This is a genomic window from Streptomyces sp. NPDC058086, assembly GCF_042885015.1.
In the GTDB taxonomy this organism is placed as follows: Bacteria; Actinomycetota; Actinomycetes; order Streptomycetales; family Streptomycetaceae; genus Streptomyces.
Genome location: NZ_JBHVST010000004.1, coordinates 151,418 through 170,922 on the forward strand (window position 1 = coordinate 151,418; position 19,505 = coordinate 170,922).

12 protein-coding genes are annotated in these 19,505 nt (G+C 68.9%); all 12 read right to left on the minus strand.

From position 1 onward, the window contains the following. Window position 1: 1 nt before the first annotated feature. Complete coding sequence (gene dpgB, locus ACFVWD_RS04785; RefSeq protein WP_389593963.1) at window positions 2-706, minus strand: enoyl-CoA-hydratase DpgB; 705 nt, start codon at window positions 704-706, stop codon at window positions 2-4. An 8-nt stretch (window positions 707-714) separates the two neighbouring features. Further along, window positions 715-1,776: a 3,5-dihydroxyphenylacetyl-CoA synthase DpgA gene (gene dpgA / locus ACFVWD_RS04790; protein WP_389593964.1), complete on the minus strand. Its 1,062-nt coding sequence runs from the start codon at window positions 1,774-1,776 to the stop codon at window positions 715-717. Window positions 1,777-1,922: 146 nt separating this feature from the next. After that, window positions 1,923-3,161: a cytochrome P450 gene (locus ACFVWD_RS04795; protein WP_389593965.1), complete on the minus strand. Its 1,239-nt coding sequence runs from the start codon at window positions 3,159-3,161 to the stop codon at window positions 1,923-1,925. Beyond that, a complete protein-coding gene (locus ACFVWD_RS04800) occupies window positions 3,158-5,770 on the minus strand; it encodes an amino acid adenylation domain-containing protein (protein ID WP_389593966.1) in 2,613 nt (870 codons plus the stop codon). Before ACFVWD_RS04800 ends, ACFVWD_RS04795 begins: the two co-directional genes overlap by 4 nt. Before the next feature lie 39 nt (window positions 5,771-5,809). Continuing rightward, window positions 5,810-6,622 carry a phytanoyl-CoA dioxygenase family protein gene (locus ACFVWD_RS04805; RefSeq protein WP_389593967.1) on the minus strand — a complete coding sequence of 271 codons (813 nt, stop codon included), beginning with the start codon at window positions 6,620-6,622 and terminating at the stop codon, window positions 5,810-5,812. Window positions 6,623-6,664: 42 nt separating this feature from the next. Continuing rightward, the gene (locus tag ACFVWD_RS04810) at window positions 6,665-8,140 is read right to left on the minus strand and encodes an amino acid adenylation domain-containing protein (RefSeq protein ID WP_389593968.1); all 1,476 of its coding nucleotides are present in this window, start codon (window positions 8,138-8,140) and stop codon (window positions 6,665-6,667) included. Beyond that, a complete protein-coding gene (locus ACFVWD_RS04815; RefSeq protein WP_389594048.1) occupies window positions 8,133-9,461 on the minus strand; it encodes a PLP-dependent aminotransferase family protein in 1,329 nt (442 codons plus the stop codon). Before ACFVWD_RS04815 ends, ACFVWD_RS04810 begins: the two co-directional genes overlap by 8 nt. A gap of 50 nt (window positions 9,462-9,511) precedes the next feature. Then, window positions 9,512-10,645 carry an alpha-hydroxy acid oxidase gene (locus tag ACFVWD_RS04820; protein ID WP_389593969.1) on the minus strand — a complete coding sequence of 378 codons (1,134 nt, stop codon included), beginning with the start codon at window positions 10,643-10,645 and terminating at the stop codon, window positions 9,512-9,514. A 2-nt stretch (window positions 10,646-10,647) separates the two neighbouring features. Next, window positions 10,648-11,775, minus strand: a complete 1,128-nt coding sequence (gene hppD, locus ACFVWD_RS04825) for a 4-hydroxyphenylpyruvate dioxygenase (RefSeq protein WP_389593970.1) — start codon at window positions 11,773-11,775, stop codon at window positions 10,648-10,650. A gap of 39 nt (window positions 11,776-11,814) precedes the next feature. After that, a complete protein-coding gene (locus ACFVWD_RS04830) occupies window positions 11,815-12,030 on the minus strand; it encodes an MbtH family protein (RefSeq protein WP_389593971.1) in 216 nt (71 codons plus the stop codon). 380 nt (window positions 12,031-12,410) lie between these two features. Next, window positions 12,411-17,918 (minus strand): amino acid adenylation domain-containing protein, encoded by a 5,508-nt coding sequence (locus tag ACFVWD_RS04835; RefSeq protein ID WP_389593972.1) that lies wholly within the window; start codon window positions 17,916-17,918, stop codon window positions 12,411-12,413. A gap of 71 nt (window positions 17,919-17,989) precedes the next feature. Next, window positions 17,990-19,483 (minus strand): tryptophan 7-halogenase, encoded by a 1,494-nt coding sequence (locus ACFVWD_RS04840; protein ID WP_389593973.1) that lies wholly within the window; start codon window positions 19,481-19,483, stop codon window positions 17,990-17,992. Window positions 19,484-19,505 lie beyond the last annotated feature (22 nt).

Here is a 19,505-nt window from a genome sequence, read left to right on the forward strand (position 1 = left end):
GTCAGTCCTCCCGGAAGGCCTGGCCGCGGCGACGGATCACCCGGTCGCAGGCGGCCAGGTGGGGGCCTATCGCCTCCTCGAAGGTGGTGGTCGTCGCCTCCAGCAGCAGTCGTCGGCGCACCGCAAACTCGGGCCCACGCGCCGGGGCGAGTTCGGCCAGGGCGGCCCACGGCCGGTCCGGGTCGCTGGTGATCTCGTCGGCCAGGCCCGCGGCGTGGGCCTCGGTCGCGTCCACCGAGGCAACCAGCAGCACACGCCTGGCACGGGCGACGCCGAGCTGGTGGGCGAGGCGGTACAGGGTCATGCCCGGCCAGGGCAGCCCGTCACGGTCGCGCAGGACCAGCCGCAGGCGGGTCCCGGCGATTCGGTGGTCGGCGGCGAGGAAGACATCCACCAGCGGACCGGTGAGGGTGCCGTCGGCGACCGTCATGGTCAGCGCGCCGAGCCGCTCGATCCGGCGTACCGCCCGCTCCCACCGGTTGACCTGGTGGACCACCAGGTCGGCGGGCCAGCCGTCGTCGGTGCCGGCGGTCAGCCGCAGGATGAGCGCGCCGTGCTCCGACCCGTCCTCGGCACGGTCGCAGGCCCCGTTGACCAATTCGGTCAGCTCCGCGAGCGAGGCGCTCGCGTCCAGTTCGACCACCACGGTGCCCGGGGTGAGGTCCGGGGCCGTGTTCTCCAGGTTCTCCAGCGTCTGCGCGCTCATTGTCTTCCCTACCACTGCACTAGAGCCGTCTCGATGGTGGAACCGGGGCCCATGGTCATCAGGACCCCGTACTCGCCGGCCTGCGCCAGTTCCTCTTCGAGGAGTCGCTGGTAGGAGAACAGGAACGAACCGCTCGACAGGTTCCCGTAGTCCCGCAGCACGCCGGTGGTGTGACGCACGTCGTGGGCGGTCAGCCCGAGGTTGACCCGCACGGAGTCGATGACCTTCTTGCCGCCGGAGTGGACCAGCCAGTGGCTGATGTCCGAGCGCCTGAGGCCGGTGCCGGCCAGCAGCCGGTCCACCACTTCCTCGGCGTTGGCTCCGACCACGTAGGGCACGTCCCGGTCCAGGTAGAAGCTGAACTTGCCGTGCTCGTCGTCCCAGTCGTAGCGCATCGCCTCGATGGCCTCGGGCATCATCGTGCTGGCGAACTTCAGCAGGGCCGGGCCCTGGGCGCTGCCCTCGCCCTCCTCGGCGATCACCCCGATGGCGGCGGCGCCGTCTCCGAAGAGGCTGTTGACCACGGAGGTGCGCATGGTGCCGTCGAACACATAGGCCGCCGAGCAGGTCTCCACGCACACCATGACGGCCAGCTCACCGGGATGGGCGTGTGCCCAACCGGACACCGCGGCCAGCGCGTTGAGGCCCGCGTTGCAGCCCATGCCGACCACGTCCAGCCGAGAGGTGGAGGTCGGCAGGCCCAGCTCCTTCAGCAGTCGGGCGGTGAGTCCCGGGGTCAGCAGGCCGGTCGAGGTCACCGCGCACAGGTAGCGGACGTCCGCCACCGTGGCGCCGAGCCGCTTCAGGCAGGTCTCGACCGCCCGGCCGCCCATCTCGATGCCGTTGGCTCGGTGCTTGCCAAGGAGTTCGCCCTGGGTTTCCAGCCGACGGGAGCCATCCGGCTCCAGCGGGGGCAGCAGCAGATGGCGACGCTCGATGCTGCCGCTGAGGAACACCGACCTGATACGCGGGTCCTCGACGTGGTAGACGTCCAGAACCTCCTGTTGGGTGTACGAATCCGGTGGCACATCCGTGCCGACTGAGACGACCTTCGGCAGCACTGCGGTCATTTTCTCTCCAGCAACTGGTTCGGTGGATCAGCACCCACCCAGCGGAGCAGGCGATGGGAAAAGGCGGACCGATGTTGTCGGACTCGCCGGAAGAAAGTCGACTGGCCCCGACGGGGCGGAATTCTCGGGCGGCGGTTCACAACCGCTCAGCGCAACGCCAACTCCAGACCACTATAACCGCGCAGGAAGGTCGAATACATCGGTTTCGGAGCACCGGTGATTTCAATCTCCGTCACGTTTTTGCACAGCGTGGACAGCACGGCCCCGATTTCCGCCCGCCCCAGGAATGCACCGAGACAGAAATGCGGTCCGTTGCCCAGTCCGACATGTTTGTTCGGGGACCGGTCCGGAATGAAGGTGTCAGGATCCGCGAAAACCCTCTCGTCGCGATTGGCCGAGATGTTCCAGGCCGTGACGATGTCCCCGCGCCGGATGCGCCGGCCATGCAGTTCCACGTCCGCGGCGGCGGTTCGGCCCACGTGCTGCACCGGGGTCGTCCAGCGGATCACCTCCTCCACCACGGCACCAGGGTCCACCGCCCCGTCCTTGAGACGGGCCAAGTGGTCGGGCCTGCGGCCGAACTGCTCCATCGCCCCGATCATCGCCAGCCGGCTGGTGTGGTCACCTGCCAGCAGGAAGCCGTAGCAGTTGAGGATGATCTGCTGGTCGGTGAGCGGCTCACCGTCGACCTCGGCGAACGCCATCCGGCTGAGCAGGTCGTCGCATGGATCGTCCCGCTTCTCGTCCAGCATCTGCGAGCAGTAGACCAGCAGTTCGTTGCGGATCACCCAGCGTTCCTCGGGTGTCTGGTCCGTCGAATCCGCGCTCAGCGCGGACCGGCTGAGTTCCAGCAGCCGGGGCCGGTCCTCCTCGGGAAACCCGAGGAGGTCACAGATGACCCAGATCGGGATCTCCTCGGCGACTTCGGAAGCGAAGTCGAAGGAACCGGTGCCGATCCGGTCGGTTATCAGTTTCTCCACACGGGCCGCGAGGCGCTCCACCACGAACTGCCGGATCGCCGGCGTGAACGACTTCATCAGGATGGCGCGCAGCGGCTGGTGGTCCGGGGCATCCGCCATGAAGAGGACCTCACCGGCCGCGGGATCGCCCTGCGGCTTCTGCAGCGACTCCAGCATGTTGCCAGGGGCGGACAGGAAGGTCCGGCTGTCCTTGTACATCGCCATGACGTCGTCGTAGCGCGACAGAACCCAGAATCCGCGGCCCTGCGGGGTGTCCGGGTGGCGGTGGACCGGGTGCTCGTCTCGCAAGCGCCGCCACACGGCGTCCATGTCATGGCTCCAGAAGGTCCGCGGGTCCGACAGGTCGACCCCGGCGAGGTCGATGTCGCCAGATCCGGCGGCGGCCCCCGGCTCGGTGAGCGTCACGTCAACTCCTTCAAGGACTGGGCCACTACGGGGCCGATCACCTCGAGGGCCTGGGGGGTCAGCAGCTCCCGGTGGGTGAACGGCACTGTCCTGCCGTCGATCTCGCCCGTGATCCAGGCCGTCCAGAAGTCGCGAGGGCGCCTGCTCTCGGTGGCGTCGCCCTCCGGCTCGAAGAAGAGCAGATCGCCGTGGAAACGCTGCTGCACGGACTCGTCGCCGAGCTTGAGATTGTTCGCGGTGATCGTGATCAGGTGAGTGATCGTGTCCTCGTCCAGGCCGGCCAGCACACTTCCCTCTTCCGCGAGGATCTCCCGTACGCGAGACAGCGGCAGCTCCCCCTCCCCCGGTTCCTCGGCGAAGGCGTCGATCCCCTCGAAGACCTGGGCGAGCAGCTCGCGTTGGCCGGGTGAGCGGTTCACTGTGGTGTCCTCTCGGCCCGCGTCGAGCAGCGCGAGCAGAGCCACGTCGTGCCCGTCCTGCTGGAGCTGCACCGCGACGGCCTGCGCCACGAGCCCGCCGAAGGACCAGCCGACCAGCGCGTAGGGACCCGAAGGGTGCAGTTCCCGCACGCGCTTCGCGTACGTCTGGGCCATCTCCTCCAGCGTGCGCGGCAGTTCCTCTGTGCCGTCAAGGCCCTGCGCCTGGACCCCGAAGACGGGGTGGCCGCGCGGAATGTGCGTCAGCAGTGCCGAGTAGCACCAGGCCAGGCCGCCGCCCGGGTGGAAGCAGAAGACTGGCGCCTTGCGGCCGGCCCCGCGCAGGGTCAGTACCGGTCCCAGTCCGCTCTCGCTCTCCCCGTCGGCGTCCAGGAGTTCCACGATGCCGGCCACCGTCGGGGCCTCGAGCAGGTACCGGATCGGCAGGTCGAGTCCGAGCACGGTCCGCACCCGGCTGGCCAGCCGGGTGGCGAGCAGCGAATGCCCGCCCTTCTCGAAGAACGAGTCGTCGATGCTCACCGACTCCACCGACAGCACCTCGGCGAACAGCTGGCACAGCACCTCTTCGCGTGGGGTGCGCGGGCCTCGGCCGACCGGATCGGAGTACGCCTCGGGCAGCGGCAGCGCCCGGTAGTCCACCTTGCCGTTGTCGGTCAGCGGCAGCACCTCCAACAGGACGTAGGCGGCCGGGACCATGTACTCGGGCAGTCGGGCGGCCGCCTGCTCCTTGAGCGCCTGCATGTCCAGTTCGCCCTCGGCGACCAGATAGGCCACCAGGCTCTTCTCGTCGCCGGGTTGCGCGCCGGGCCGGGCCACCACGGACACCTGCGCGAGCCCGCCGGCCTCGGCGAGCACATGCTCGATCTCGCGCGGCTCGATGCGGTAGCCGCGAATCTTGACCTGGTCGTCACTGCGTCCGATGAACTCCAGCAGTCCCCCTTCGTTCCAGCGCACCCGGTCGCCGGTGGCGTACATGCGCTCGCCGGGCCCGTCGAAGGGGTTGGCGAGGAACCGCTCGGCGGTCAGCTCCGACCGGCCCAGGTAGCCGCGGGCAAGACCCGCGCCGGCGATGTAGAGCGAGCCCTCCTCCCCGATGCCGACCGGGTTCAGCTTGTCGTCGAGGACATGCAGCCGGGTGTTGTCCAGACCGCGCCCCATCGGCACTCCGCCGGCGTCGAAGGAGACGTCGCGCGCCAGGGCGACCTGGGTCGCGAACAGGGTGGTCTCGGTCGGGCCGTACGTGGCGCGCACCACGGTGTCCGGGCAGGCCCGATGAATGCGCTCGACGGCCGTCGGCGAGATGACGTCACCGCCCGTCATCACCTCCTGCACGCGGGCGAAGCACTCCGGGGCCTCCTCCGCGATCACCCGGAAGAGACCGGCGGTCAGCAGCACTCCGGTGACGCCCTCCTCGGCGATCACGCGGGCGTAGACCTGCACATCCACCTTGCCCGGCGGCGGCAGTACCACCTGCCCGCCGTGCAGCAGCGGCACCCACAGCTCGTAGGTGGAGCCGTCGAAGGCGTAGGGGGCGGCCATCAGCACGCTGGTGTGCCGGGCCGGATCGAACATCCGGTCGTACGCGAACTCGGTGATCTCCCCGTGCGCGATCGCCACACCCTTGGGCTCGCCGGTGGAGCCGGAGGTGAACATCACGTAGGCCAGCTGGGCCGGGTGAACGGGGATTTCGGGCTCGGTTGTCGCATGCCGGAGAATGCGCGGGCAGTCGTCCACGATGATGGAGGGCACGGCCCGCGGCAGGCCCTGCGCGGCCATGGCCCGGTCGGCCAGCAGGACGCGCGCTCCGGCCCGAGCCAGGATCGCCTCCGTGCGCTGGGCCGGGTACCCGTGGTGCAGCGGCAGGTAGGCCGCACCGGCCTTCAGCACGGCCAGGATGGAGACGATCAGGTCGGGCGTCTTCTCCTGGAGGACCGCCACCAGATCCTCCGGCCCCACGCCGTCCTCGATCAGGTGGTGGGCCAGGCGGTTGGCGTGCTCGTCGAGCTGCCGGTACGTCAATATCTCTCCGCCGACCGAACGGACCGCGACCGCGTGTGGGGTGAGCTGCGCCTGGGCGGCGAATTGGTAGTGCACCGCGCCTCGGACCCAGTCGGCGAGCCGGGTGTCGTTCCAGGCGGCGGGTACCGGTTCCGGCGCCTTGCGGGCAACCATCAGCGATCTCCTAGAGGAAGTGGGAAGAAGGGATGCCCGTCACAGCGTGTTGTCAGTGACCGGCGTGAGCGGGACAGCGTTCCGCGAGACGAGGAACTCGGGCCGGACCGGGTTGCTGGGGGCGTTGCTGACGGCGTTGTAGGTCACCAGCAACATGGCGCGCCGGTCGTCGGAGCGGTTGTTCGAGGAGGAGTGCAGGATGGTCGGGTGGAAGGCGCAGACCGAGCCCGACGGCCCCACGGCGAGGGCGGTGCCGAACTTCTCGGTCAGCTCCTCGGCGACCTCGTCGGGAACGGTGTACTCCAGGTCGGCGGAGACGTGGTTGCGCCAGTCGTGGCTGCGCTCGCGGTCGTCCTCCTGCTCCTCTTCGCCGATCAGGCCGAGCTGGTGGCTGCCCAGCACGACCTTCAGCGGACCGTTGAGCTCGTGGGTGTCGTCGAGGAAGATCGCTATGTTGACGGCCTTGTCGTCGGGCATGCCGTCCTCGTGGTTCCAGAACGCGTAGTCCTGGTGCCACGGCCAGGCGGCGCCCTCCCGCGGCTGCTTCATGTTGACCTTGAACTGGTAGACGTAGACGGGTTCGCCGATCAGTTCCTCGGCCAGGCCCAGCAGCGCGGGCAGCCGGACCAGCCGACCGCAGACCTCGTCGAACTCGTGGCAGCCGTGGAGCGCCCGGACGGTGGACCCGTCCTTCTCGTAGACGACCTCGGGCCGCTGCTGGCGGCTGATGGCCTCCACACTGGTCCGCAGCTTGGCGAGCGCCGCATCGTCGAGCCGGTGCGGCGACTGGTACCAGCCGTCCTGCTCGTAGACCGCCTTGACGTCGGCTGCGGAATCGGTGATCGCTGTCATGGAACTCTCCAGAGATGTCGGTCGGTTGGCTCGGGACACCGGTCAGACCGGGGTGTCCCAGGCGGTGCTCAGTGCTGCGCGGTCGACTTTTCCGTTGGGTGTGCGGGGCAGCGCCGCGACCTGTTCCAGCCTGGTCGGCACCATGTAGGCGGGCAGCGTCTTGCGCAGTGCGGCGCGTACCGCACGGGTCGTCGTTTTCGTGCCCTCGGTGGGGCTGTAGGCGGCCGCGAGCACCAGGCCGTCGGCGGCCGTGAGCGTCAGCGCGCAGGCGGCGGCGACGCCGGGAACAGCGACGAGGGCCTGCTCCACCTCGCCCAGCTCGATACGGAACCCCCGCACCTTGACCTGGTCGTCGATCCGGCCGACGTACCGCAGGAGCCCGTTCCCGCCGGCGGCCACCACGTCACCACTGCGGTAGTGCACCCGGCCGTCCACCTCGACGAACTTGGCCTCGTTCAGTTCGGGCCGTCGCAGATAGCCCTCCACCACCTGCGGACCGGCCAGCAGCAGCTCACCCCGCTCGGCCGGACGGCCGGCCTCATCCACCACCAGAGCCTCGAAGCCCGGCAGCGGAGCGCCCACCACCGACTCCGTACCGGCCAGATCCCGCTCCGTCACCTGGTGGAACGTGGCATGCACGGTGACCTCGGTGATGCCGTACATGTTGATCAGAGCCACCCGCTCCAGCCCCACCCGCTCCGCCCACATCCGCAGCGCCGCCGGAATCAGCCGCTCGCCCGCGAAGACCACGTAGCGGAGGCGGTGCCATCCCTCCAGACGCAGCAGTTCGGGGGAGACAGCGCTGAAGGCGGTGGGGGTCTGGTTGAGGACGGTGATCCCCTCGTCGACGATCAGCCTGGCCGCGGTGGGCGGGTCGATCACGGACCAGCGGTCGGGCACGCACAGCGCGGCGCCGTGCAGCAGCGCACCCCACATCTCCCACACGGAGACGTCGAACGTGACCGCGTGGAACAGCAGCCAGCGATCCTCTTCACCGAAGTCGTACAAGCCCTCGGTCGCGTCGAACAGCGCCCCCACGTTCCGGTGCGAGACCGGAACGCCCTTGGGCACCCCCGTCGTCCCCGACGTGTAGATGATGTACGCCGTACGATCCACCGGATCCACCGGCATCTCGCTCCGCGAGCCCGCGTCCAGCACCCGCACCCGCGCCGACGCCCCCACCGGCACACCCTCACCACCGGCCTCGACGATCGCCATCGGCCGCGCGTCATCCAGAATCAGATCCGCACGCCGCACGGGACCCGAGGGATCCAACGGCACGTACGCCGCACCCGTCCGCAACACCGCCAGCAGCACCACCAGCAGCTCCGGAGACGGATCCAAGCGCAACGCCACCCGAGCGCCCGGCTTCACACCCACGCCCACCAGCACACCGGCGGCCCGCTCCACCGCCGCGTCCAACTCCGCATACGTCAGACGCTCGGAGCCGCTCCACACCGCCGGCCGATCCGGAAACTCGGCAACGACCTTCGCCAAACGCTCATTCAGATCAAGCATGGTCCACTCCCGTGGCGATCCGGTCCGTGATGAGGGCAGCCAGTCGGTCCAGCCCGAGATCGATCTGTTGCACCGTCACCGCACTCACGGAGAGGCGCAGTTGGTGTTCGCCGCCGGCGCCGTCGTAGAAGTGGCTCATCGGCGTCCACAGGACCCCGTAGCTGCGGGCGGAGAGCTCCAGCAGCGCGTCGTCGGCGGTGAAGGGCAGGGTGAGCACCACGAAGAAGCCGCCCGTCGGGGCGTTCCAGCTCACGCCCAGCTCCGCGGCGCCGGGCAGCCGCCGGTCGAGTCCGTCGAGGATCCGTCCCAGGTTGCGGCTGTAGGACTCGCGTTCGCGGACGTTCGCGGCGACGAGGCTCGCGTCGTGCTTGACGAGCTTGCCGCCCACGACGGCCTGGGCGATCGGCGAGGTGTTCACCGTGAGCATGCTCTTGATCTTCGAGAGCTGGTCGGCGAGGAGCCCGACCCGGCCCTGGGTGTCCGCGACCCGCTGATCGGCCACCAGATAGCCCACCCGGGCCCCGGGCAACGCCGTCTTCGCGAAGGAGCCCAGGTAGATCACCCTGCGGTGCTCGTCCAGCGCCTTCAGCGTGGGCACCCGCTGCTGACCCAACCCGTGGAAGATCCCGTACGGGTTGTCCTCCAGCAGCAGCAGGTCCTCCTCCCGCGCCAGCCGCAGCAACCGCAGCCGCATCTCCCGGCTCAGGCTCAGCCCGGACGGGTTGGCGAAGTCGGGCATCACGTAGCAGGCGCGTGGCCGCAGACCGTCCCGGCGGGCCCGGTCGAGCACGGCACGCAGGTCCTCCAGGTCCACCCCTTCGGCACCGCCGGCCACCGGCAGCACCGGCAGGTCGACCAGGCGGGTCGCTCCGGTGAGACCGACGTAGGTCGGCGCCACGGCGAGCAGCACGTCCCGGGGGCCGGCACGCAGCGCGCGCAGCACCAGATACATGGCCTCCTGGCAGCCCACCGTGACGACGATCGCCTCGGGGTCACACTCGATCCCCTCGTCCACGGCCAGGTTGCGCGCCACCAGTTCGTGCACGATGCCCTTGGTGCGCCCGTACTGGAAGAGCATGCGCCGGACCTCGGCCGGGCTCAGCCCGCGCTCGGTCGCCAGGTACCGGGTGTACGCCCGCAGGTGGTCGTGCACCTCCTCGACGTCGAAGAACGACTCGCTGGGCCGTCCGGCGGCGAACGGGATCGCCTCGGGGTACTGCTGGGCGATCTCGTTGAGGAGGTTCATCGAGGACAGCGCCGGGTCCTCCAGCGCGGTGTGCAGGTCGCCGGTGTACAGGTCCGCGGCGGGCAGGTCGGCCATGTCCGGGTCCTTACCCGGCAGGACGGCGGAGCCGGTGATCGCTTCGGTGGTCACGGGTACCTCACTCCAGACGGCGGTACGGGCCGGGGGCCCGGCAGGGCGCGCACCTGGGCGGCCGCACCGACCTCCCGGCAGCCGAGCAGGGTCAGGCCGTCGGCCAGCTCGGTCCGCAGCAGCGACAGCACCTGCTCCACACCGGCCGCGCCGTCCAGGGCGAGGCCCCACAGCACGGGCCGGCCCACCAGGACGCCGGACGCGCCGAGAGCCAGGGCCCGCAGGATGTCGGTACCGCTGCGGATTCCGCTGTCCAGCAGCACCTCGGCGCGGTCACCGACCGCGTCCCGCACGTCCGGGAGCACCGTGACACTCGCCGGTGCCCCGTCGAACTGGCGCCCGCCGTGATTCGACACGACCACCGCGTCCGCGCCACAGGACACGGCCCGGGCCGCGTCCGCGCCGTCCAGCACGCCCTTGACGACGAGCGGGAGCCGGCTCTGCGCCCGCAGCCACTCCAGGTCCTGCCAACTCGCCGACGGATCGAAGGCGGCCCGGGTGTGCTCGGCCACCGCCGAGGCGCCGGCCGTGCGCGCGTGGGCCCGCGTCGGGGCGGGGTCCATGTTGACCGCGCGGACCTGGGAAGGCAGTGCGAAGGCGTTGCGGAGGTCTCGCAGCCGCCGGCCCATGATCGGCACGTCGACGGTGACCATCAGAGCCCGGCAGCCGGCGGTCTCGGCGCGCCGTACCAGGTCGAGCATCCGCCCTCGGTCGGTCAACCAGTACAGCTGGAACCAGGTGTTGGCCCCCGTCTCGGCGATCTCCTCCAGCGTGCGACTGCTGAGCATGCCGACCGTGAACGGAACGTCGGCGGCGCGGGCAGCCCGCGCCGTGGCCGTCTCGCCCTCCGGGTGCACCAGTTCGTGGTACGCCATGGGAGCGATCGCGACCGGCATACCCGCCGGAGTGGACACCAGGCTGGTCGCGGTGACGGCTCCGCTGCCCCGCAGCACCCGAGGCACCAGTGCCACGTCGTCCAGCGCGGCCCGGTTGGCGCGCAGGGTCAGCTCACTGCCGCTGCCGCCCTGGACGAAGTCCCAGACGTCGGGCGGCACGCAGGTGGCCGCGAGCCGCTCCACGTCGTCCAGCCCGACCGGCGGCGCGATCACGGGGGCCATGGTGTCGCTCACCGTCACGTGAGCGTCCCGGAGGTGGCGCGCTGCAACTCGACGGCCTCGTAGAGCGCCTTGATGTTGTTGGAGCCGAAGGTGCGGGCGCCGGAGCGCTCGATGACCTCCATGAAGAGGGTCCGGCGGGGGTGCACCGAGCGGGTGAAGATCTGGAAGAGCTGACCGTCGTGGTCCTCGTCCATCAGCACGTCGTGCTCGCGCAGCTCGTCGACGGAGTGCCGGCGCACCGCGACCCGCCGGGCGAGGAGCTGGTAGTAGGTGTCGGGGGTGTCCAGGAAGCCGACCCCCGCCTCCTTCATCAGCCCCACCGAACGGATGACGTCGTCGGTATTGAAGGCGACGTGCTGCACGCCCGCCCCGCCGTGGTTCTTCAGGAAGGAGTCGATCTGTCCCGGCTGGCGGGTGGTGTCGGGCTCGATCAGGGTGAGCGTGACCGCCCCGGAGGCGCTCTGCACCACCTTGGAGATCATCGCCTGCGTGCCGACCACGATGTCCTCCGCGAAGATCATCGAGAAGCCGAGGACCCGCACGTAGTGGTCGACGGTCGCGTCCAGCGTCCCGGCCTCCAGGCAGCCCGCGAAGTGGTCCACCGCGGTCAGCCGTGGGTCGACCGCGGGCGTGCGCCCGGCCACCGGACTCAGCCCCGAAAGGCCGCCCGGCCCCTCGGCGTTCTCGTCGCGGCGCTGCACGAACGTGTGGTGCACATCGCCGAAGCCGACGATCGTCGCGGACACCGCGCCGTCGCGTCCTTGCGGCTCCGCCACCGGGCGGGCGCCGCGCCGCACCGCGGCGGCGAAGGCGGTGGCCACGTCGGAAACACCCAGCGCGATGTTGCCGACCCCGTCGCCGTGCCGGGCGACGTACACCGAGGCCGGGTGGGTCTCGTCCAGCCCCTCGGTGAGCACGATGCGTATCCGGCCCTGGTCGAGCACCGTCGAGCGGGCGCCGATCCTGGCTGCCTCACCCGCGTTGTCGGCCGTCACCGTGAACCCGTACTGGTCCACCAGCCAGTCGGTGCTCGTCGCCAGGCTGCTGACGTAGAGCTCGACGTGGTCGACGCTCATCGCGTCGAAAGTGCTGTCGTCGTCGGTGGTCATGTCGTCGAAGAAATCTTCCCGTGCCTCAGTCATCCCGGGTACCCCTCGCTGCTCGCGGCGACTGCCTTCGGGTCAGGCGGACTTGTCCATCTGGGCTGCGAGACTGCGCGGACGCAGGTCCGTCCAGTTGGTGGTCACGTAGTCCAGGCACTCCTGCCGGGACGCGGGACCGTGTGCGGTGCTCCACCCGGTGGGGACAGCCGCGAACAGCGGCCACAACGAGTGCTGTCCCTCGTGGTTGACCAGCACCAGGTACTGGGCTTCCGGGTCCTCGAACGGGTTGCTCATGCTCACTCCATTGGTCGGCGCCGGCCCTGCGGCCGAGCGCTCCTCGATCCGTCCTCGCGTGGACGGTGGCTGGTTCAGCGGCATGCCTCGATACCGACCCGTGCCACACCGCGTACCTCGGCGAAAGCAGTCGGCGAGCCGCCGCTCCGGCTCAACTCTGAACACGGGTATTCGCGTCTGATTCACGGCGAGCAGTAAATACAGAGCGAGAAATTCGAAGAAGTCGGTGAAACCGATGCTATTTCCCCGAAAATGGCACTGTCAACGCTTCTAGACTGGCACCGAAAAAATGCCTGACCGGCATTTACGGGCAGCCCGGAATTCCAGCCGTACCTCCTGCGCGACTGGAATACCGAAGTCGTATTTCCGGTAATTTTCTGCTATTCGCTGCGGGACCGCAGCCATTTTTCGAGGACCGGACCGATGGCCCCCAGTGCGGCGCTGCCGGTCATCGCCCCGTGCGTACTGGCGACCGGGTGGACCACCAGCTCGCCCGACACCCAGGGCTGCCAGGCCTCGGGACGGGTCGCGTCGGCCGACTTGTCCTCGGTGGCGGCGAAGAAGAGCACGTCCCCGTCGAAGGGAGCCGGATCCGCCTCGCCCATCAAGGCGTAGTTGTCCACGAACACGTGCAGCACTGCCTCCTGCTGCGCCGGCGTCAGGTCCGCGAGCGGTCCGTCCGGTGCGCCCGGCTCCACCCCCAGTGACCTGGCCAGCTCCGCAGCCGCACGCGGGTCGTCGTAGTCGAACCGCTCGGTCCACGCGTGGGCGGGGTCCGGCGGATAGCTGTCCAGCAGGGTGAGCGAAGCCACCTCGGCGCCCACACGTTCCAGCTCGGTCGCCATGGCCTGGGCGACCACACCGCCGAAGGACCAGCCCAGCAGGTGGTAGGGGCCTTCGGGGCTGACCGTGCGGACCTGCCGGAGGTAGTCCGCCACCAGTTCGGACAGCGAGGCCGGCTTGCCGTCCGGGTCGGTGAGCCCGCGGGCCTGCAGGGCGTAGACCGGCCGTTCCGGGTCCAGGTGGCGCAACAGGCCGGAGTAGACCCAGCCGATGCCCGCGACCGGGTGCACGCAGAACAGTGGTGTGCCGGAACCACCGAACCGCAGAGGAAGCACCGGCGCGAGGGCGCCCGTCATGCCGCCGGAGTTGCCGCTGCCCGTGGCGATCGCCTGCGCCAGGCCTGCGACGGTGGGGGCTTCGAAGAGCTCGCGAATGCTGATCTCCGCTCCGGTCTCCTCGCGGACCCAGGCGATCAGCTGCGCGGCCAGCAGAGAGTGTCCGCCCAGGTCGAAGAAGTCCTCGTCCGGACCGATCTCCTCGTCGTGCAGCAACTCCCGGAACAGCCCGAGCAGCACCTCGTGATACCGGCTTCCGGCGTCCCTGACCAGGGCGGACGGTGACTCGGCCACCGCGAGAACCGGGTCGGGCCGCGCAGCCAGCGCGTCGGCGGCGGGCAGTTCCAGCGCGCTGATCCGCGCCTGCGGATCGGCCGCCACCCGCTTGAGGAGACCGGTCAGCGCCTCCCCGATCGACTCCACCGTCGACCGGTCGAACAACGCGGTCGCGTACTCGACCTGGATGTCCATCCCCAGCGCTTCACCGCGCTCGCCCCGCCGAGCGGTGAACGTGACGTGAGCATCGAACTTGGACTGCTTCAGCTCCACCCCGTCCAGCACACCGGCCAACGGAGCAAACTCCACCACGCCACCGTCCGCGCCTTCCTCCAAGAAGCTGTACATCACCTGGAACACGGGATTCCGCGCGAGATTACGCCGCGGGTTGACGGCTTCCACGACCTGCTCGAACGGCACGTCCTGGTGCGAGAAGGCCGACAGATCGGTGGTCCGCACCCGGTCCAGCAGCTCCTCGAACGTGGGATCACCCGATACATCCGTCCGCAGCACCACCGTGTTCACGAAGAACCCGACCAGATCGTCCAACGCCTCGTCCGAACGACCCGCCACCGGCGTGCCCAGCACGATGTCCGTACCACCGCCGATCCTGCTCAGCAGCGCCACCGTCACCGCCTGAGCGACCATGAACAGGGTGCTGCCCGAACGCCGGGCCAACTCCTCGATCCCCAGCTGCACCCCGGCGCCCACCAAGAACGACACCGAGTCACCGGCGAACGACGCCACCGCGGGCCGCGGCCGGTCATACGGCAACGCCAACTCCTCCGGCGCACCCCTCAACGCCTCACGCCAGAACGCCAGCTGCCCCCCACCGACCTGCTCCAACAACTCCTGCTGCCACAACGCATAGTCCGCATACTGAACCGGCAACCGGGACCACTGCGGCACATCACCCACACACCGCGCCCGATACGCAGCACCAAGGTCCCTCAGCAACGGACCCGCCGACCATCCATCGGTAGCAATGTGATGCATCACCAGCAACAGAACATGCGAGACGTCTTCCACCCGGAACAACACCGCACGCACCGGAATCTCAGCACCCAGATCGAAGTTCCAGGCGCCCGCCTCAACAAGCTCCTCCTCCAGACGCCGGGCAGGAACCTCACGCACCTCCAGCGTGGGAGAAACCCCCTCCAGCACGACCTGGACCGGCTCACCACCCTCCTCCCGGAACACCGTCCGCAGACTCTCGTGCCGGCCCACCACATCCGCCAGCGCACCCTCCAGCGCCACCACGTCCAACAGCCCCGAGAACCGCACCACCAACGGCACGTTGTACGTCCCCGACGCACCCTCCACACGCGACAAAAACCACAACCCCCGCTGCGTGGACGACAGCGGAAGCCGCTCCGGCCGCTCACTCGCGAGCAGAGCAGGACGAGCGGGAAGGCTCTGCGCGCTCTCGATCCGGGCGGCCAGACCAGCAACGGTCGGGGCCTCGAACAACTCGCGGAGGGAAACCTCGAGTTCCAGAACAGAACGGACCCGGCTGACGAATTTGGTGGCAAGGAGGGAGTGGCCGCCGAGAGCGAAGAAGTCGTCGTCGATGCTGACCGCGTCGACGCCCAGCAACTGGGAGAAGAGCCCGCACAGGATCTCCTCCAACACCGTGCGCGGCGCACGGCCACCCGCGGACTCACCGAACACCGGCTCCGGCAAAGCACGGTGGTCGACCTTGCCGTTCCGGGTCAGCGGAAGCCGGTCCAGCTCCATGAACACCGCCGGCACCATGTACTCCGCCAGCGACTCCCGCGCGAACGCCCGCGCCCGCTCCACCGAACCCACCACATAGGCCACGATCCGCTTGTCACCCGCAGCGGCCTCACGCACCACCACCGCCACCTGGGACACACCCGGGCAGCCGGACAGCACAGCCTCCACCTCACCCGGCTCCACCCGAAACCCACGGACCTTGACCTGATTGTCGGCACGACCGACGAACTCCAGCGCACCCGCCGAGTTCCACCGCACCACATCACCCGTGCGATACATCCGCTCACCCGCCACACCGAACGGATTCGCCACAAACCGCTCCGCGGTCAACCCAGCCCGCCCCACATACCCACGCGCCAGACCCGAGCCGCCGAAGTACAGCTCGCCGGGTACCCCCACGGGCACGGGCTGGAGCCGGTCGTCGAGAACGTAGACCTGCATGTTGTCCAGCGGGCGCCCGATCGGAACCAGTGAACCGACCTGGTCGGGCGAGCTGAGGGCGTGGTGCATGCCGAAGAGAGTGACCTCGGTGGCGCCGCAGGTCGCCTGGACGACGGTGTCGGGGCAGGCCTCGAGGACGCGTCGTACAGCGGTCGGGGAGATCACGTCTCCACCGGTGAAGACCTCACGCACCCCGGCAAAACACTCCGGAGCCTCCTCCGCGATCACCCGGAACAGACCCGCCGTCACATCCAGACCGGTGATCTGCTCCTCCCGCAACAACCGCGCGACCGTGCCCACCTCCAGATCGCCCGGCGGCGACACCACCACCCGGCCACCCCGCAACAACGGCACCCACAACGCATACGTCGACGGATCGAAAGCAAACGACGCCAGCAACAACACCCGCTCATGCCCCACACGGAACAGACGATCACCCGCCAGCTCCAGCACATCCCGATGCGTGACCCCCACACCCTTGGGCTCACCCGTCGACCCCGACGTGAACATCACATACGCCAACTGCTCCGGCAGCGACACCACACCCGGATCCCCCGCCGGCAACCCACCCGCCAACACATCCTCAACCACCACCACCGAACAACCACCCGGCAGCCCACGCCCCGCCATCACACGATCCGCCACCACCACCGAGGCACCCGCCTCACCAACAATCCACTCCATCCGCTCAACCGGCAGCCCCACATGCAACGGCAGATACACCCCACCCGCCTTCAACACCGCAACAATCGCCACCACCGTGTCCACCGACCGCTCCATCACCAGCGCCACCGGCGACTCCGCACCCACCCCCAAACCGATCAACCGATGAGCCAGCCCATTCGCCCGCTCATCCAACTCCCGATACGACAGCTCCCGACCCGCACACGAAACCGCCACCGCATCCGGCGAACGCCGCACCTGATCCGCGAACCGCTCCTGAACCGACCCCTCGAACACCACCCCCCACGCCGAATCGTTCAACTCCACAACAACCCGACGCCACTCCTCCTCACCCAACACATCCAACGCCGAAACCCGACACCCCGGATCCGCCACCACCCCCGACAACACCCGACCCAACCGCTCCACCAAACCCACCGCGGTCACCCGATCAAACAAATCCACCGCAAACGTCAACTCGACATCGACACCATCCGCGTCGAAGGCGAAGTTGAAGTCCAGGTCGAAGCGGGCGTCGTCCGCTGCGGCCGTCTCGACACGGGCGGCGAGTCCCGGAGCCTCGAACTGGGGCTCTGCTCCTTCGGCCAGCCCCACGCAGACCTGGAAGAGGGGGTTGCGAGCCAGGACACGCGGCGGGTTGACGGCTTCCACGACCTGCTCGAACGGCACGTCCTGATGCGCGAAGGCCGACAGATCGGTGGTCCGCACCCGGCCCAGCAGCTCCTCGAACGTGGGATCACCCGATACATCCGTCCGCAGCACCACCGTGTTCACAAAGAACCCGACCAGATCGTCCAACGCCTCGTCCGAACGACCCGCCACCGCCGTGCCCAGCGGAACATCGACCCCCGCCCCCATCCGATGCAGCAACACGGCAACCGCCGCCTGCAACACCATGAACGGAGTACAACCCAACCGCCGCGCCAGCCCCTCGACCCCCGAACGCAGCTCCCCACCCCACCGCACCGACACCGACTCACCGGCGAACGACGCCACCGCGGGCCGCGGCCGGTCATACGGCAACGCCAACTCCTCCGGCGCACCCCTCAACGCCTCACGCCAGAACGCCAGCTGCCCCCCACCGACTTGCTCCAACAACTCCTGCTGCCACAACGCATAGTCCGCGTACTGAACCGGCAACTCCGCCCACCCCGGCACATCACCCACACACCGCGCCCGATACGCAACACCAAGATCCCTCAGCAACGGACCCGCCGACCATCCATCGGTAGCAATGTGATGCATCACCAGCAACAAAACGTGCGAGGCGTCATCCACCCGGAACAACACCGCACGCACCGGAATCTCAGCAGCGAGGTCGAAAACCCAGGAACCCGCATCGGCAAGCTCCTCCTCCAGCCGAGCCACGGAAACCTCCCGCACCTCGAACCCGGGCCGAGCCCCCTCCAGCACGACCTGGACCGGCTCACCACCCTCCTCCCGGAACACCGTCCGCAGACTCTCGTGCCGGCCCACCACATCCGCCAGCGCACCCTCCAGCGCCACCACGTCCAACAGCCCCGAGAACCGCACCACCAACGGCACGTTGTACGTCCCCGACGCACCCTCCACACGCGACAAGAACCACAACCGCCGCTGCGCAAACGACAAAGGAACGACAGGATTCTCCACGGCTTCTCTCTCAGAGTTATGGGCCGAGCTGTGCCGGCGCAGAGGGTTGCGTTGGCGTAAGGGACGAGGGGTCAGTCGACGGGCCGGGCCCAGCGCAGGCCGTCGGGAGAGCCGATCAGGCCGCCCGCGAAGAGCGGGGCCTCGCTCTCGTACTCGCTGCCGAAGGCCGCCTGGGCCTGTACCTCGACGCTCTGGTCCATGAGGTTGCCGATGACCTCGGACTTGTAGAGCGGGAGGGCGTCGTCGCCGCCGTTCGCGCTGACGATGTTGGCGCCGTTGTCCAGCGCTTCGGCGGCCTTCTGCAGTCTCTCCCGCGTCGCGTCGGCACTGACGAAGGCAGTCTCGCCGGAGGCGACGCCGCCGACCAGGTCGAGGAAGCACTCGAGCTCGGAGTCCGAGGTCCGATTGACCTTCTTCGCGGACCAGTAGTACGAGTCGATGTCGGTGTGGGTCTCGTAGAACGAGACCAGGAACTCGTAGAAGACGTGGTACTCGCGGCGGTAGCGCTTCTCGAACTCCTCGAAGCAGGTCTCCTCGTCGAACTCGCCGGCGAAGACGCTGTTGATCGAGCGGGCGGCGAGCAGCGCGCTGTAAGTGGCCAGGTGGACACCGGAGGAGAACACCGGGTCGATGAAACAGGCCGCGTCCCCGATCAGAACCATGCCGGGCTTCCAGAACCGGGTGTTCAGATACGAGTAGTCCTTGCGGACCCGGACCTCGCCGTACGTGCCCTCGGTGACCCTCTTGACGCCGTCCAGCATCTTGGAGATGCGAGGGGCCTTGGCGATCAGCTTCTCCAGCGCCTGGACCTGGTCGCCCTGGACCGCGGAGGCCCTGTCGCGGCTCACGACCGCGCCGACGCTGGTCAGGTTGTCGGCGAGTGGGATGTACCAGAACCAGCCGTCGCTGAAGGCCTCGCAGAAGATGTTGCCGCTGTTCGGTTCGGGAAGACGCTCGCCGCCCTCGAAGTAGCCGAAGAGGGCGATGTTGCGGAAGAAATCGGAGTAGACGCGCTCGCCGCCGACGTGGTTGTTGATCCGGCTGCGGTTGCCGGAGGCGTCGATGACGTAACGGGCGTGCGCGATGCGCTTGATGCCGTGCTCGTCGGTGTACTCCACGCCCGAGACCCGGTCACCGGTCTCCAGGACCTTGGTGACGGCGCACTCCTCGCGGACGTCCACGCCGAGCTTGGCCGCGTGCTTCAGCAGGATGTCGTCGAACTTCATCCGCTCGACCTGGTAGGCCTTGGAGGTCGGGCCGGCCAGCTTGGGCGAGAGGGCGAAGACGAAAGACCAGGGCTCCGGGCTGCTTCCCCAGCGGAAGGTGCCGCCGGCCTTGGGAGTGAAGCCCTGGGCGTCGATCTCGTCGGAGACACCGAGGAGCCCACAGACCCCGTGGACGGTGGCCGGTAGCAACGACTCGCCGATCTGGTAGCGGGGGAACTTCTCCTTCTCGAGCAACAGCACTCGGTGCCCCTGCTTGACGATCAGTCCGGCGGCCGAGGACCCGCCGGGGCCTCCGCCGACCACTACAACGTCGAAGGTCTCTTCAACGGACGTGCTCACGTCGTCCAACTCCCGTCGTCTG